This window comes from Propionicimonas sp. (genome assembly GCF_034927565.1).
In the GTDB taxonomy this organism is placed as follows: domain Bacteria; phylum Actinomycetota; class Actinomycetes; order Propionibacteriales; family Propionibacteriaceae; genus Propionicimonas.
The window spans coordinates 1-15,539 of record NZ_JAYFPT010000049.1; the positions used below are offsets into that span (position 1 = coordinate 1).

The window sequence follows — 15,539 nt, forward strand, 5'->3', positions numbered from 1 at the left end:
GTGTCGTCGGTGAAGGCGGGGACGCCGCCGATCCAGGCATCCAGGGCGCCACCGGACAGCAGACGGTACGGGAACGCGGCGCCGGCCAGGGCACGTTCCAGCCTGGGCAGCGGCAGCGGACGCAGCGCGCCGGCAGCCACCAGGTTGCCGTAGCGACGCCCCTTCCAGACCGGCACCTCGGCGCTCAGCGCGGCGTAACGGAAGCTGGTCACGAACGCCGCGAGGCAGCGCCGCGCCCAACTGAACGGCGCCCGGTCCCCCAGGTTCATCGTCACCACGCCGCCCTCGCGCAGCACCCGCGCGGTATCGGCGAAGAACTCGACGGTTGCCAACTCGCCCGGTACCTGGGAGCCGGTGAAGGCGTCCACGATCACCGCATCGGCGTAGTCGGACGGCATCGCAGCTACCCCGCTGCGACCATCGGTCTCCCGAATCTTGATGCCGCTCCCCCGCGGCAACGGCAACCGTGCCCGCACCTGCCCGACCAGGTCGGAGTCCGGTTCGAGGACGATCTGCGCAGTATGTGGACGGCGGGCCTCCACGAACCGTGGCAGGCTCAGCCCGCCGCCGCCGAGATGCACCACCCGCACCCGCTGCGACTCCGGCCGGTTCAGGACAAAGGCATCCAGCACCTCGGCGATCCGCTGGGTGTACTCGAACTCCAGTCGCAGCGGATCGCGCAGATCCACCCAGGACTGCTCGGTCACTCCGGTGCGCACCACGAAGGCCGCCGGATGGACGTGGTCGGGAACGATCTCGCTCACTGCCGCCGCCCCCACCACACCACGAACGTGGCCACGGCACCGATCGCGGCCGCGATGGCGGCGACATAGCCGGCCACCCCCAGGTAGCCGCCCGGCACCAGGTGCGGGTCGAGGAAGGGATAGGGATACCACCACGGATCACCGGTCAGCGGACTGGTGATCAGTGGCCCGCGGACGAGGGTGTAGCCAGTCCAGATCAGGGGGAACACCAGGATGCCAGCGATCGTGCCCCAGCCGAGCGGCCGCCGTCTCGGCCCGGCCAGGACGTCAACCAGCAGGAACAGCGGCGCCACGACGTGGAGCACTTCGTTCGACCAGGGGACGGTGTGGCCCTGCGGGAGTTCCACTCCGCGCAGCAGCAGGTTGTAGACCACACCGGTAACGATCAGGTAGGTCGCTGCGGCGGCGAGAGCGAAAGCGAGGCCCGCCGATTCCTCGGCCGCTCGCCGATCGCGCGCCGTCATCCAGGCCGCTGCGACCAGCACGACGACGGCCAGCACGTTCGAAAGCACCGTGAAGAAGCTGAAGAAGTTCACCACCGTGGTGGCGACGTCGCGTCCGCCGGCTGCCGCGCCCGTGACCGTCGTGGCGAACTGCGTGGCCAGCGCCGCCATGATCGCGATGGCCATCATGGCGCGTGCCCAGACCATGAGCCCTCCCTGCAGGTTGCTGGGCAGCCTATCGTGGGGCCCTGTCCGCGCTGACCGGCGATGTCGGTGCACCACGGGAAGAACGCCATGGTCGCCCTCCCCGGCCGCGCACCCGGCGCCGGTACCAGGCGGACTCACCTGTGCGGATCAGGGCGGTCCGTACTGGCTGGCCCGTCCGGCCGGTGAGCATCGTGGGCACCCGCGCGCCGAGGGCCTGAGAGCTCAAGGCGGCACCCAAGCACACCGTCGATCCTCGGTCCTCCGCCTGGGGTCTGAGACGGCCTCAGAGCTTCAGACCGCAGCCAGGGTCACGAATCGGGACAGACCAGACCGGATCAGGCTGGATTCGCCTCACGGCCTACGATGCAGGGGTCCAGCTGCAAGGAGTCACGATGATCGTCGCCACACCCGTCACCCCCGACGGAAACGCCGCCCACGCCTGGGGCAAGGCCCACTGGATCGGGGTCGCCGAGGTGACCGACGGCGCCATCACCGCCTGGGAAATCCATGAGGTGGGCTGGGACGTCCTCCACGACGAGGGCACCGAGGGCTCACATCACGCCCGGGTGGTCCGGTTCCTGCAGAACCAAGGCATTGCGGCCGTGGTGGTCGACCACGTCGGTGCCGGGATGTTCCGGATGCTCACCACGATGGGCGTCCCGATCCTGCAGGCCAGCCCGGGGGACGCGCAGACGTCCATCCTGGCCGCGCTGCGCCGGGCCGAGGAGTGAGGCGCCGACCAACCCAGCCCGGCGGAGTCCTCGGGCAGAGGTTGGACAGGCTCGACCGCAGGGATCGACCGGCGGGGGCTGGACGGTGATGGTCGCGACCGGCTCGACCGGCGGGCTGGCAGGGTCGGGCGGCTCGTGGGTGGACCCGGGCTGGCCCCCGTCCACCAGGACGAACGAGGGCGGGAATGGGTAACGGGGCGACGCTGAGCGCACTGACCCCACAGGCGGCGGCGGTGATCGCCGGCTGGGTCGGGTCTCGCGCCGATGCGACGCTGATGGGCGGGCCGCTGCTGCCCTGGCCGCTCACTGCAGAAGCGCTGCTCGAACTGGACTCCGAGCCGACGCGCGAGGTACTGGTCCTCACCGACGCAGCCGGACGGGTGGTCGCCAGCGCCGCCTTCCTCGTCAAAGAGAACGGACGGGTGCTCCGTATCGGCCGGGTGATCGTCGATCCGTCCCGCCGCGGCGAGGGCTGGGGACGGGCCCTGCTGGAAGCTCTCCTGGCACGTGCGGACGCCGACCCGGGGGTGGAGGCGACCGAACTCGGCGTGTTCACCCACAACGCTGTCGCGCGCGGGCTCTACGAGCGACTCGGGTTCACCCCCACCGGGGAGACCAGAGAGGTTCAGGTCGACGGCGAGCAGTGGCAGGCCATCGACCTGAACCGGGTCCGCCCGGGGCTCAGCTGACCCGGGCGGCCTCGACCACCTCCAGGCCGGAACTGTCGGTGTTGACGTCGAACACCACGGTGTCACCGTCGTCGATGTCGCCGGCCAGCACCCGCTTGGCCAGGGCGTCCTCCACGGTCGTCTGTACCAGCCGCTTCAGCGGACGGGCGCCGTACACCGGGTCGAAACCGGTGAGAGCCAGCCAGTCCCGGCCCGCCGGGGAGACCTCGATCGTGATGCGGCGATCCGCCAGCCGGGCGTTCAGCCGGGCGAGCTGGATGTCGACGATCCGCGACAGCGCCTCGGTGCCCAGCGGTTCGAAGATCACGATCTCGTCCAGCCGGTTCAGGAACTCCGGCTTGAACGACTGCCGCACCACCCCCATCACCGCCTTGTTCTTGGTGTCGGCGTCGAGCTGGGTGTCGGCCATGAACTGCGACCCGAGGTTGCTGGTCATGATCAGGATCACATTGCGGAAGTCGACTGTCCGGCCCTGACCGTCAGTCAGCCGGCCGTCGTCGAGTACCTGCAGCAGGATGTTGAAGACGTCCGGGTGGGCCTTCTCGACCTCGTCCAGCAGCACGACCGAGTAGGGACGCCGCCGCACGGCCTCGGTCAACTGGCCACCTTCTTCATAGCCAATGTAGCCGGGGGGTGCACCGACCAGCCGCGAGACGGTGTGCTTCTCGCCGTACTCGCTCATGTCGATCCGCACCATGGCGCGCTCGTCGTCGAACAGGAAAGCTGCCAGCGATTTGGCCAGCTCGGTCTTGCCGACGCCGGTCGGGCCCAGGAAGAGGAACGAGCCGGTGGGCCGGTTCGGGTCGGAGATGCCGGCCCGGGAGCGGCGCACCGCGTCCGACACCGCCGCCACTGCCGGACGCTGGCCGACCAAGCGCTTGCCCAGGGCGTCCTCCATCGCCAGCAGCTTCTCGCTCTCGCCCTGCAGCAGCTTGCCGACCGGGATGCCGGTCCAGCTCGCGACCACCTCGGCGATGTCGCTGGCCGAGACCTCCTCGCTGACCATCCGCTTGGCGTTCTTCTCCGCCTCGGTGGCGCTCTCCAGTTCGGCCTCCAGGCCGGGAATCCGGCCGTAGAGGATCTCGGACGCCCTGGTCAGGTCGCCCTCGCGCTGGGCGCGGTCGGCCTCGATCCGCAGCTTGTCGATCTGCTCCTTGACCTCTCCGACCCGATTCAGGCCGGACTTCTCGGCCTCCCAGCGGGCCTCCAGGCCCCGCAGTTCCTCCTTGGCGTCGGCCAGCTCGGCGCTCAGCCGGGCGTAGCGGTCGCGAGAAGCAGCGTCCTGCTCCTTCTCCAGGGCGAAGGCCTGCATGGTCATCCGGTCGATGTCACGGCGCAACTGGTCGATCTCCTCCGGGGAGGAGTCGATCTCCATCCGCAGCCGGGAGGCCGACTCGTCGATCAGGTCGATCGCCTTGTCGGGCAACTGCCGGGAGGTGATGTAGCGGTTCGACAAGGTGGCGGCCGCGACCAGCGCCGAGTCGGTGATCCGCACCTTGTGGTGCGCCTCGTAGCGCTGCCGCAGGCCGCGCAGGATGGCGATCGTGTCCTCAACGCTCGGCTCGCCGACGAAGACCTGCTGGAACCGGCGCTCCAGCGCCGGGTCCTTCTCGATCCGCTCGCGGTACTCGTCCAGCGTGGTGGCACCGATCATCCGCAACTCACCACGGGCCAGCATCGGCTTGAGCATGTTGCCGGCGTCCATGGACGAGTCCCCGGTCGCACCGGCACCGACGACGGTGTGCAGTTCGTCGATGAAGGTGATGATCTGGCCCTCGGCGTCCTTGATCTCATTCAGGACGGCCTTGAGCCGCTCCTCGAACTCGCCGCGGTACTTCGCGCCGGCGACCATGGACGCCAGGTCGAGAGAGACCACCCGGCGTCCCCTCAGGGAGTCGGGGACGTCACCGGCAACCACCCGCTGGGCCAGGCCCTCGACGACGGCGGTCTTGCCGACGCCGGGCTCGCCGATCAGGACGGGGTTGTTCTTCGTCCGCCGGGCCAGCACCTGCACCACGCGGCGAATCTCGGCGTCCCGGCCGATCACCGGGTCGAGCTTGCCCTCACGGGCGCGTGCGGTGAGGTCAACCGAGTACTTGTCGAGCGCGGACTCGCCGCCCTCATCCTGGTCGGAGGTGATCCGCTTGCTGCCCCGGGACTCGTTGAAGGCGGCCGACAGCGCGTCTGCGCGAACGCCCAGGTCGGCCAAGATCTTCTGTGCCTCGCTCGGGACGGACGCCAATGCGATCAGCAGGTGTTCGGTGGCGACGAACGAGTCGCCCAACTGTTCGGCGCGGTTCTCGGCGTCGGCGATCACCCGGGCCAGCGCACCCGACATCCCCGGCTGGCTCACCGACGAGCCCTGGGCACTGGGCAGTTTCTTGATCGCGCCCTGGGCGGCGGCGTCCACCACCGCGGGGTCGGCGCCGGCCGCGGTCAGCAACGGGCCGACGGTGTTCTCGGGCACCATCAGCAGGGCGTGCAGCAGATGGGCGGGTTCGGCATTCGGGTTGCCGTTGGTGAGTGCCGTCCGGACGGCGGCCGTCACGGCGTCACGCGACCTGGCAGTCAGCTTGGCAGTATCCATAGGTAAGTGTTTCTCCTTGTCAACCCATACCCACGGTGGGTTGGGCTCAAAGTTGAGTTCACTAGACTCAACTAGTCTACCGCCTCGGCTATTCCAGCGGGCTTCCCCGGGACGAAACCTGGATCACCGCACCGCGACACCGGTTGAGCAGGTCGAACCCGGCGTCCTGGCGTCGCCCCAACTCGGCGGGTTGGAGCCGTCGAGAATCAGCATCGCCCTGAAGAACTGCCGCGCTGCCGCTACCAGGCCACCGACCGTCCTACCATGGCGTTGGATCCATGCAAGGAAGCAGTCGCCTGTGACCGACAACCAGACTGCGCCGAGAGCTCGCCGGCTGACAGCCCTCCTCGCCACGCTCACGCTTGCCCTCTCGGCCTGCGCCGGACAGAGCAGCGACACGCTCATCGAGCCGGAGTCCCCGCTGAACGCCTACCTGTCGGCGATCCCCGCCGCGGGCTACGCCGACTTCCCGGTGGACGGCGGCCCGTCCGAGCAGCAGGCCTTCGTGGAGCAGAAGCTGCGGGAGACCGAGAACCTGACCGCGCAGTGCATGGCCAAACAGGGCTGGGACTACACCCCCGACACAGTCTCGACGATCGTCAGCGTCAGCCAGCTCGGGGAAGACGGTCCCTGGGAGCCGGACAACCGGGAGTGGGTGGCCAGGTACGGCTACGGCCTGATCCACAGCCCCGGCCAGGAGGCCGAGGCTGCCAAACCACCGCCGACCCCACCCGGGCCGGGCCCCAACGAGGCCTACGTGTCGTCACTGTCGCAGACCGAACGTGAGGCCTACGACAAGGCCCTCAGCGGCGCCGGCTCCGAGCCGGGCGAGGACGGCAGCGTGGACCCGTACAACTGGCAGGACTCCGGTTGCACGGGCTGGGCCGAGCACGAGGCCAACGGGGACGACTTCTGGGCCAGCAGCGAGTTCACGTCCCTGACCGACGCGATCAACCGGTTCTGGGAGACCTCGGCGTCCGAACCGGGGTACGCCGCGATCGATGCCGAGTGGGCCGCCTGCATGGATCAGGCCGGCCACAGCGGCTTCCGCAGACAGTCCGAGGCCCAGGAGTCGATCTTCACGCTGATGAACGACTACACCAGCAACCAGCCCGACGATGCCGGCGAGGACTTCGGCACTGCGAAGGATCCCGGCTACGCGAAGATCGCCGAGACCGAGGTTCCACTCGCGCTGGCCGATCTGGACTGCCGGGAGAAGACCACCTACAAGCAGCGACACCTGCAGGTCCAGTACGCGCTCGAACAGCAGTTCGTCGACGATCACAAGGTCGAACTCGACGCCGCCCTGGAGAAGTTCGGAACGGGCAGATAGCCCAGGGAAGCAGTCAGCCCAGTGACCACGAAACAATCCCTGCCGAAGGCCCGTCGTCTGGCGGCCGTGCTCGCCACGCTGGCCCTGGGCTTCGCCACCCTCGCGGGCTGCTCGGGACAGGCCGAGGAGAAGCCAGCCGAGGGTAGGTCTCCGCTGGACACCTACCTGGCCGCGATTCACGCCGGCGGACATGGCAGGTTCGCGGGCTTTCCGGAGGAGGGCACGCCGGCCGAGCAGAGGGCCTACAACGCGCAGGTCCAGCGGAAGACCGAGGAACTGGTCGCCCAGTGCATGTCCAAGGCCGGTTTCGAGTATGCCCCGGACACCCGCACCACCCAGGAGGTCGGCGGATCGGACGGCATCCGCGTCGAACCGGACGACCGGGACTGGGTGGCGGCCTACGGCTATGGCCTGATCGACGGCCCGGGCGAGCCGACCGAGGAACGGCCGATCGGGCCCGACCCCAACCAGCCCTACCTCTCCTCACTGTCGGACGCCGAACGAGCGGCGTACGACAAGGCGCTGTGGGGCGCCGGTCCAACGCCGGACGCGGACGGCGAGGACGAGTACACCTGGAAGGGCCAGGGCTGCCAGGGCTGGGCCGGGCACGAACTCGACGGCGAGAGTCTGGAGGAGAGCGGCGAGTTCAACCAGTTGGCCGACGCGATCGCGCGGTTCGAGGAGACCTCGCCGTCCGACCCCGGCTACGCCGCGCTCGACGCCGCCTGGGCCTCCTGCATGAACCAGGCCGGCTACAGCGGCTTCCAGAAGCAGCAGGAAGCCCGCGCCTCGGTCTTCGATGTGATGAACACCTACAACGAGAACGACGACGGCTCGAACCCCGACTTCGGCACCGCCAGGGATCCCGACTACGTCAAGCTCGCCAGGTCGATGGAGATCCCGCTGGCGCTGGCCGACCTCGACTGTCGCGAGAAGACCGCCTACCAGCAGCAACACCAGCAGATCCAGTACGCCCTCGAACAACAGTTCATCGATGACCACAAGGCCGAACTCGACGCCGCGGTGGAGAGGTTCCGGCAGGGAAGGTAGCCCGCCCCACCACCCAGCCCACCTCTCCGGCTCGGCACCCTCCGGCTCGGCACCCTCCGGCTCCGCACCCTCCGGTTCCGCGCAGAAACCGGGCAGGAGAGTTCACCCGTCGGGATAATCCACTCGCCTCGGCTGTACTGCCCGGTTTCTGCACGACGCCCCTGCGGTACTGGCCTTCCGCTGAACGAGCCGGGAGGCGACATCGTTGAGGGTGGGATCGAGTCCGGGGCAGCCTGTTCGGCAGTCAACCTGTCCGAAGTCGCCCAGAAACTCCGGGCTGCCAGGGCCGACTGGAACATCGCCTCGGGCATCCTCACCCCTCGTGGCCCGGTCACCGAGCCATCCACAGATGCCGACGCGGTGAAGGCCACCGACCTCTGCGCAGGCCGGGATCGATGCCGCTCCTCGCACCCGGCTTGACTCCGAGTTTGTGCACTGACTTCGGTAGACAAACTCGGAGTCAGGGCGCGCGAGAGTTGGAGTGTGCAACCTCCGGAAGGACCAGGCGAAGGCCTTCCACACCAGCATTGTCACCAGCGTTGACCCGGCCGTCCCCGTCGAGTTCGAGTTCCGGTCGGCCGGGGTGTAGTCACTGCGCGGCGTTGTTCGGCGGGCGTGGGCCGGTCCGGGGCGGCTGGCCCACGCCCGCCCGTCCGACAGCCTCAGTGACCGGGGCCGCCAGGTCCTCCGAATCCACCGAAACCACCAGGCCCGCCAAAGCCACCAGGGCCACCGTGTCCACCGAAACCACCTGGCCCGATTCCGCCGAGACCGCCGGGGCCGCCAAAGCCGCCTGGGCCGTAGCCGCCGAACCACCTGCGGCCCCCGAACAGACCGAACAACCCGCCAGGACGGTCGAACAGCAGGTCAAACACCGCAGCACCGGCAAAGCCGGCCGCCAGCGAACCGAGCAGCGTCCGTCCGCTGCCGGACTGGCCGAGAATGCGGTCGAGAGCACCAGGCTGGCGCACCTCGAGTCGGGTCGCTGAACGAGCCAGAGCGTTCGGCGATGCGTCGGCAGGCACCTCGTCGGTCTGCGCGAGCGCGCGCAGCACCTGCTGGCGCTCCTCCGGGTCGAGTTGGGCGAACGCCTCGCGGTGGGCCTGCTCGATCTGGTCGGGCGATGCCGTCCTGAGCAGATAGCGGTACCGCTCGATCGCACTGCTGTTCCGGGTCGGGTAGTTCTCGTACGTGGTCATCACTGCCTCCTTCTCCTCAGGAAACCGGAAGATCCTGTGCGTCTGTTGTGGACCTCCGAGTCGTCTCCTGTGACACAGCGACCTCACGGCGTGAGACCCAGTCCTGAGCACGCCAGGTCGGGTCCTGACCGTGCCGAAGATCGCAGCGAAGGAGACTGTCCCGTAGCGAATGCCGCTCTTGGACAGCAGACCAGCAGGACTTCCCAGGACGGTAGGGCGATTCCGGCCCGGCGAGGCAGGACGGCCGCGGCCCCAGCCGCAGGAATGGTGGAACACTGGACGAGGATCGCCGATCCACCGCCACGGAGGACATCATGGCCAGGGCACGCCGGCTCGTCGTCAGCATCGCGATCAGCCTCGCGCTCGCCGGCTGCAGCGCTACCGCTGGCAGTCAGGACGACGCCCTCGCCGAGGCGGATTCCCCGCTGGGCAGCTACCTCCGTGAGGTCATGAACACCGGCCTGGCCCGCAACGCCTCCACCGAGCAGCAACAGGCCTTCCACCTCGACCAGGAGCGCCGGCAGCAGGAACTGATCGCCCGGTGCATGACCGGGCAGGGTTTCGACTACGTCCCCGACACCGGCCAGCACGTCAGCTGGGTCGGCGACGGGGAGGACGAGAACTGGCAGCCGGACGACCGGGCCTGGGTGGAGCAGTACGGCTACGGGCTGACCACGAACCCGTACCAACTCCCCGCCAACCTACCCAAGCCGGATCCGTCCGGGTCGGCGAACGCCAACGACGCCTACCTCGACAGCCTTACTGAGGCCGAGCGCCAGGCCTACCAGAAGGCGTTGTGGGGCACCCTGGACGACGACGCGGACTATGACTGGACGAAGGCCGGCTGCTTCGGCGCCGCCCAGCACCAGGTACAGGGCGAGAACCAGTGGGAGTTGAAGGAGAACCAGCCGATCGTCGACGCGATCCAGAAATTCTGGGCCACGCAGGAGAATGATCCGGCCTACGCAGCGCTGGATGCCGACTGGTCGGCCTGCATGGACCAGGCCGGCTACAGCGGTTTCCGGGCCCAGGCGGAGGCCCGACAGTCGATCGCCGAGCAACTCGACGCCTACCAGGCGAACCCCCCGGCGGGCCAGAGCCCCAGCTATGGCACCCCCGGCGACCCGGTCTACGCCACACTCACCCGGCAGGAGCTCACCTGGGCCCTGGCCGACCTCACCTGCCGCGAGCAGACCGACTACCGCCAACGGCAACTGCGGATCCGGTTCGCCGCCGAAGCCCAGTTCATCGCCGACCACCAGGCGGAACTGGACGCCATGAAGGCGCGGGCGGAGCAGGCGCAGCCGTAGTCGCCGCCCGGTCGTCCCACGGCAGGACGGCCGCCACCGGGTCAGCTGTCCACACCACCTGCACTGCAACAAAATGGCTGCCTGCGGCGTGATCCCCCTGTGGGGCGTCAGCGGCTCCGTCGCCGGATCCACCCTCGCGGCCCGCCGCCGTCCGGGCACTCGGCTGAAGGGCGGCCCGATCAGCGGTTGGGATGGAGGCATGGACGTGACAGCACGGACAGTTCTTTATCGGTTCTTCAGCCTGGGAACCGGCTCGCTTAAGGCTGCCGTGATGAGGTCTGACCATGAGCGCAACCCGACGGCGGCAACCACCCGGCGCCGGCTGTCGGCAAACTCGGTCCAGCGGAGGATACCCACTCGTCCATCCGGACGACGCGGGCGCACCCTGGCTGACAGTAGGTTGACAGCGAAGCTCCCGATCCAGGAACTCCCAACCAAGGAAGACGCCATGTCCACGTCCCGCCGTTCCCTCGTGGTAGCCGCCCTCACCACGCTCACCCTCGCCGTCAGCCTCACCGGCTGTTCCGGCGGTCCGATCGGGGGCGGCGAACCGCTCAAGGCGGAGGACTCGCCGCTGTCGAAGTACCTCAGCGTCCTCTACAGCCAGACCGGCTTCCCGCTCGATGGCACCAAGGAGGAGCAGGAGGCCTTCTACAACGAGCAGCAGAAGAAGGTCGAGGAGTTCGTCGCCACCTGCATGACGAAGGAGGGCTTCGAGTACGTGCCCAACACCACCAGCGGCGGCGTGGTGATCACCAGCGAAGACGACAACCCCTGGAAGCCCGACGATCGCGAGTGGGTGTCGAAGTACGGCTACGGCGCGGTCGACTACCCGGGCCGCGACGAGCAGCCCCAGGCCACCGAGCCCCCGAAAGACCCCAACCAGGTCTATGTCGAGGGGCTGCCGCAGGCCGAGCAGCAGGCGTACTACGAAACCCTCTACGGCAAGTCCAGCGATCAGCCGACCGATGACGGCGAAGCCGCGCAGTACGACTGGAAGAATGCCGGTTGCATGGGCGCCGCCCAGCACGAGATCTATGGCGACAACGTCTTCGACCAGGGCGACCACAAGCCGTTGATGGACGCGCTGAACAAGTTCTACGAGACCATGCAGAACGATCCGTCCTTCACCGAGATCGACGGCGAATGGTCGGCGTGCATGACCGAGGCGGGTCATGACGGGTTCGCAAAACAGCAGGACGCGCAGAACTCGATCTACACCCTGATCAACGAGTACTACGAGAAGAACCAGCCCGCCGACGGCCAGGTCGACCAGAACTTCGGCACTCCCAAGGATCCCGAATTCGCCAAGATCGCCCAGACGGAGCTTCCGCTTGCGCTCGCCGATCTAGACTGCCGCGAGAAGACTGACTACCGCCAGCGCCAGTTGCGCGCGCAGTTCGCGCTGGAGGAGCAGTTCATCACCGACCACAAGGAAGAACTCGACGCCCTCAAGGCGAGCGCAGGACAGGGCAAGGGACAGGGTAGGTAGTGGGACGCCGAGCTGATCGAAGACGCGACCAGGACTCCACGGAGGCAGACAGCCTGCTGCCCGAGTTCTTCGCGCCCGAAACCACCCCCGGCCCGACGGCCGGGCCACCGGCGCCCGAGCCGCCCGCCGAAGCCCCCGCCGGTGAGCCGGGTACCAGCCGGGTGAGCGGCTGGGGACGGGTGTTCCGCGGCAACCGAGCCCTCTGGGTGACGGTGATTGTTGCCGTGGCCTGTCTGATCGCCGGGATCGGGATGGGCCGTTTCGTCCTCTCCCCCGCTGACGCCGCCGCGAACGCCGCAGCCCCGGATCCGGGCTACATCACCGTCCCGGTCGAGTACGGGGAACTGAGCAATGACGTGACCCTGCGCGGCCAGGTCGGCTATGCCGACTCCACCGAGGTGAAGCTGACCGCGAGCGAACTCGCCGACGCCGCCGTCATCACCGGGCACGTGCCCGAGGTCGGGGACGAACTGGACGCCGGTTCGATCGCCCTGGAGATCGCCGGACGTCCGGTGTTCGTGCTGCCGGGCCAACTCCCGTCCTACCGGACGCTGCGGATGGGCGCCTCCGGCCCGGACGTCACCCAGTTGAGGAAAGCCCTCAGAGCGCTGGGCATCGACGTCAGCAAGAGCGGCAAGTTCGACAAGGAGCTTGCCGAAGGTCTTCGCACGCTGTACTCCGACGCCGGCTACACCCCGGCGGTGGACGCCACCGCGAAGGCCGGGGTCACGACCGCGCGGCAGGCGGTTCGGGACGCCGAGAAGGCGCTCGCCAGCGCCAGGACGGCCCTGAAGAACGCCGGGGTGACCAAGTCCACCCGTCAGACGTTGAACAATGCGGTGATCCAGGCCCAGAACGCTGTCAAGGTGGCCAAGGCCAAGCTGGCGGAGGCGAAGAAGGCCGGCGCCCTGGATTCGGAGCTCCTGGAGCTCAAAGGCCAGGTCAAGGCGGCCGAGGGCCAGGTGAAGGTGGCGAAAGCAGCACGCACCGAGGGCCTCAAGGTCGACACCTCGTCCTACAAGGCCGCCGTCACGTCAGCCGAGCAGCAACTCGCGGACGCCAAGAAGCAGCTGACGACGGCCCAGAACGCCGCTCGTCCCTACCTGCCGGCCGCCGAGGTGCTGTACCTCACCCAGTTGCCCCGCCGGGTGGACGTGGTGAACGTCCAGCGTGGCAGCCTGATCGACGGGCCGGTGATGAGCGTCTCGGGTGCCACGATCGAACTCACCGGCTCGGCCGCCGACGCCGATGCCAAACTGCTGGAGATCGGCGGGGAGGCCAGCTTCGAACTGCCTGACGGCACGCCCCATCGTGCCGTGATCGCCAAGATCGAGACCGACCCGGCAGGTGGCCGGGCCACCATCACCTTCACTCCCGATCCGCTCACCACCGAGCAGGCCCAGCAACTCCAGGGCAGCAACGTCCGCGTCCAGATACCGGTCGGGGCCACCGAGGGCAAGGTGCTGTCAGTGCCCTTCGCGGCGCTCACCGCCGGACCGGGCGGGGAGTCCCGGGTCGAGGTGGTGGTCGGTGATCCGCGCGACAAGGAGCACGCCACCACCACGCTGGTGGTGGTCAAGACCGGCCTGGCCGCCGACGGGTACGTCGAGGTCACTCCGGTGGAGGGGACGCTGAACGAGGGCGACCTCGTGGTGGTGGGTACGTGAGCATGCCGCTCCCGCCCGCGGGCGGTGGCCCGAACGCGACGCCTACCGGCGCACCGGCCACGGTCGCGATGGGCGGACCAGTACCGCTGGTCGAGTTCGTCGACGTCACCCGGGCCTTTCCCGGGCCTCCGGAGGTGCAGGCGCTGAAGGACGTCAACCTCGCCATCGGCCAGGGAGACTATGTCTCGATCGTCGGTCCGAGCGGCTCGGGAAAGTCGACGATGTTGAACATCCTCGGCCTGCTGGACCGGCCCTCGGTCGGCCAGTACCGGCTCGCGGGCGCCCACACCGGCGACCTGACCGAGGACGAACGGGCCGCCGTCCGGGCCCGCTTGATCGGGTTCGTCTTCCAGTCCTTCCACCTGATGCAGCACCGCTCGGTGCTGGACAACGTCCTGATGCCGATGCTCTACAGCGGCGTGCCCCGCGCCGAGCGTGAGTCGCGTGCGCTGGCCGCGCTGGAGCGGGTCGGGCTGTCCCATCGGCTGGGCTTCCTGCCGTCCACACTGTCGGGCGGCGAGCGGCAACGTGTGGCGGTGGCGCGGGCGGTGGTCAGCGGGCCACAGCTGCTGCTGGCCGACGAACCGACCGGCAACCTCGACCAGGCCACCTCGGGCGAGGTACTGGCGCTGTTCGAGGAGTTGCACGCCGACGGGTTGACCCTCGTGGTGATCACCCACGACACCGCTATCGCACAGCGCGCCTCCCGGCACATCAGGATTCTCGACGGCCGGTGTTCGGAGGCGGCATGAAACTCCACAACCCCTTCCGTCACCGCCCCTCCCAGCCCGCCTCCGAGGAGGCGGGTGCGGCCGAGGTCGAGCCGCTTGTCCCGCCGATTGCCCGGGCCGACCGGTTCACCGCCCAGGACCTGCTCGCCGAGGCCACCAGCGGCATCGGGTCGAGGCCCGGACGCCTGGTGGTGACCATCCTGGGCACCGTGCTGGGCATCGGCTCGCTGATCGCCACCGTGGGGTTCGCCCAGACCACCGCGCGGCAGATCGAGCGGCAGTTCGACGCCGTGGCCGCTACTCAGGTGGTGATCAAACCGGCCACCGCGCGCACCGGCAGCGGGGACAGCGTGGCGACGATCCGGCTGCCCTGGGACTCGCCGCAGCGCGTGGAGCGACTGGCCGGCGTCGAGCACGCCGCCCTGCTCGCCGACGTCGACCTCCGTGGTGGCACTGTCACCGCTGTCCCGGTGAACGACCCCTCGGCCCCTGCCACGGCACCGCCACCCGTCGTGGCCGCCTCCTCGGGCCTGCTGGACGCCGTCCGGGGCCGGGTGGTGACCGGACGGTCCTTCGACGCCGGCCACGACCAGCGCGGCGACCGCGTGGCGCTGCTCGGTGCCCGGCTCGCCGAGCAACTCGGGGTGAGCCGGGTGGATCGCCAGCCGTCCATCTTCATCTCGGGACTGGCCTACTCGGTGATCGGCATCGCGGACGACATGCAGCGCCGCGCCGACCTGAAGGACGCCGTGATCATCCCGCTCGGCGCCGCACGGGCGGACTTCGGGATCACCGCGGCCTCCGAACTGCAGGTGCAGATCGTGGTCGGTGCCGGGAAACAGGTCGCCGAACAGGCTGCCATCGCGCTTTCGCCGGACGCTCCGGAGAACATCGAGGTCTCGGCACCGGCCGGACGCAGCGAGTTGGGAGCGAACGTCCAGGCCGATGTCAACGTCGTCTTCCTGGTGCTGGGCGTGATCGCCCTGCTGGTCGGCGGGCTCGGGATCGCCAATGTGACCATGCTCGGCGTGATGGAGCGGGTCGGCGAGATCGGCCTGCGCCGGGCGTTGGGCGCCACCCGTCGGCAGATCGCCTCACAGTTCATGGTCGAGTCGGTGATGATCGGCCTGCTGGGCGGTCTGATCGGCGCCAGCCTCGGTGTCTTCGCCGTGGTCGGGGTCGCGCTGGTGCAGCAGTGGACGCCGATCATCGATCCCCTGCTGGCGGTGGCAGCCGCCCTGCTGGGCGCGCTCGTCGGCCTGGTCGCCGGCTGGTTCCCGGCCCGCCGGGCATCCCGGATCGAACCGGTCACGGCGTTGCGAAGCGCCTGACCGCG

Annotated in this window: 13 protein-coding genes; 9 read left to right on the plus strand and 4 right to left on the minus strand. The window is 69.0% G+C overall.

Annotated elements, in window-relative coordinates; translation table 11 throughout:
- Positions 1 to 764 (minus strand): fused MFS/spermidine synthase (locus VB080_RS09795; RefSeq protein ID WP_323418257.1); only part of this gene is annotated, 764 nt, incomplete at its 3' end.
- A complete protein-coding gene (locus VB080_RS09800; protein ID WP_323418258.1) occupies positions 761 to 1,414 on the minus strand; it encodes a Pr6Pr family membrane protein in 654 nt (217 codons plus the stop codon). The genes VB080_RS09795 and VB080_RS09800, both read right to left, overlap by 4 nt.
- Positions 1,415 to 1,806: 392 nt before the next feature.
- Between VB080_RS09800 and VB080_RS09805 the strand changes: the two genes are divergently transcribed.
- Entirely contained in the window at positions 1,807 to 2,145 is a 339-nt protein-coding gene (locus VB080_RS09805; protein ID WP_323418259.1) for a NifB/NifX family molybdenum-iron cluster-binding protein, read from the plus strand.
- A gap of 185 nt (positions 2,146 to 2,330) precedes the next feature.
- The gene (locus tag VB080_RS09810) at positions 2,331 to 2,834 is read left to right on the plus strand and encodes a GNAT family protein (protein ID WP_323418260.1); all 504 of its coding nucleotides are present in this window, start codon (positions 2,331 to 2,333) and stop codon (positions 2,832 to 2,834) included.
- On the opposite strand, the gene clpB is transcribed toward VB080_RS09810, so the two are convergent.
- Positions 2,827 to 5,421 (minus strand): ATP-dependent chaperone ClpB, encoded by a 2,595-nt coding sequence (clpB, locus tag VB080_RS09815; protein ID WP_323418261.1) that lies wholly within the window; start codon positions 5,419 to 5,421, stop codon positions 2,827 to 2,829. The two genes, VB080_RS09810 and clpB, sit on opposite strands and share 8 nt — an antisense overlap.
- 298 nt (positions 5,422 to 5,719) lie before the next feature.
- On the opposite strand from clpB, the gene VB080_RS09820 reads away from it, so the two are divergent.
- Positions 5,720 to 6,754, plus strand: a complete 1,035-nt coding sequence (locus VB080_RS09820) for a hypothetical protein (protein ID WP_323418262.1) — start codon at positions 5,720 to 5,722, stop codon at positions 6,752 to 6,754.
- A 21-nt stretch (positions 6,755 to 6,775) separates the two neighbouring features.
- Positions 6,776 to 7,804 (plus strand): hypothetical protein, encoded by a 1,029-nt coding sequence (locus VB080_RS09825; RefSeq protein WP_323418263.1) that lies wholly within the window; start codon positions 6,776 to 6,778, stop codon positions 7,802 to 7,804.
- A gap of 662 nt (positions 7,805 to 8,466) precedes the next feature.
- Here the strand turns inward: VB080_RS09825 and VB080_RS09830 are convergent.
- Positions 8,467 to 9,003 carry a hypothetical protein gene (locus VB080_RS09830; protein ID WP_323418264.1) on the minus strand — a complete coding sequence of 179 codons (537 nt, stop codon included), beginning with the start codon at positions 9,001 to 9,003 and terminating at the stop codon, positions 8,467 to 8,469.
- Positions 9,004 to 9,317: 314 nt separating this feature from the next.
- Here VB080_RS09830 and VB080_RS09835 point away from each other — a divergent pair, with 314 nt between their 5' ends.
- The 5 genes from VB080_RS09835 (at position 9,318) to VB080_RS09855 (ending at position 15,534) form a co-directional block, all read left to right on the plus strand.
- A complete protein-coding gene (locus VB080_RS09835; protein WP_323418265.1) occupies positions 9,318 to 10,313 on the plus strand; it encodes a hypothetical protein in 996 nt (331 codons plus the stop codon).
- Positions 10,314 to 10,761: 448 nt separating this feature from the next.
- The gene (locus tag VB080_RS09840) at positions 10,762 to 11,805 is read left to right on the plus strand and encodes a hypothetical protein (RefSeq protein WP_323418266.1); all 1,044 of its coding nucleotides are present in this window, start codon (positions 10,762 to 10,764) and stop codon (positions 11,803 to 11,805) included.
- On the plus strand, positions 11,805 to 13,472 hold the full coding sequence (locus tag VB080_RS09845) for a hypothetical protein (protein ID WP_323418267.1): 1,668 nt from the start codon (positions 11,805 to 11,807) through the stop codon (positions 13,470 to 13,472). The genes VB080_RS09840 and VB080_RS09845 overlap by 1 nt, the downstream gene beginning before the upstream one ends.
- Before the next feature lie 2 nt (positions 13,473 to 13,474).
- Positions 13,475 to 14,224: an ABC transporter ATP-binding protein gene (locus tag VB080_RS09850; RefSeq protein WP_323418318.1), complete on the plus strand. Its 750-nt coding sequence runs from the start codon at positions 13,475 to 13,477 to the stop codon at positions 14,222 to 14,224.
- A complete protein-coding gene (locus tag VB080_RS09855) occupies positions 14,221 to 15,534 on the plus strand; it encodes an ABC transporter permease (RefSeq protein ID WP_323418268.1) in 1,314 nt (437 codons plus the stop codon). Before VB080_RS09850 ends, VB080_RS09855 begins: the two co-directional genes overlap by 4 nt.
- Positions 15,535 to 15,539 lie beyond the last annotated feature (5 nt).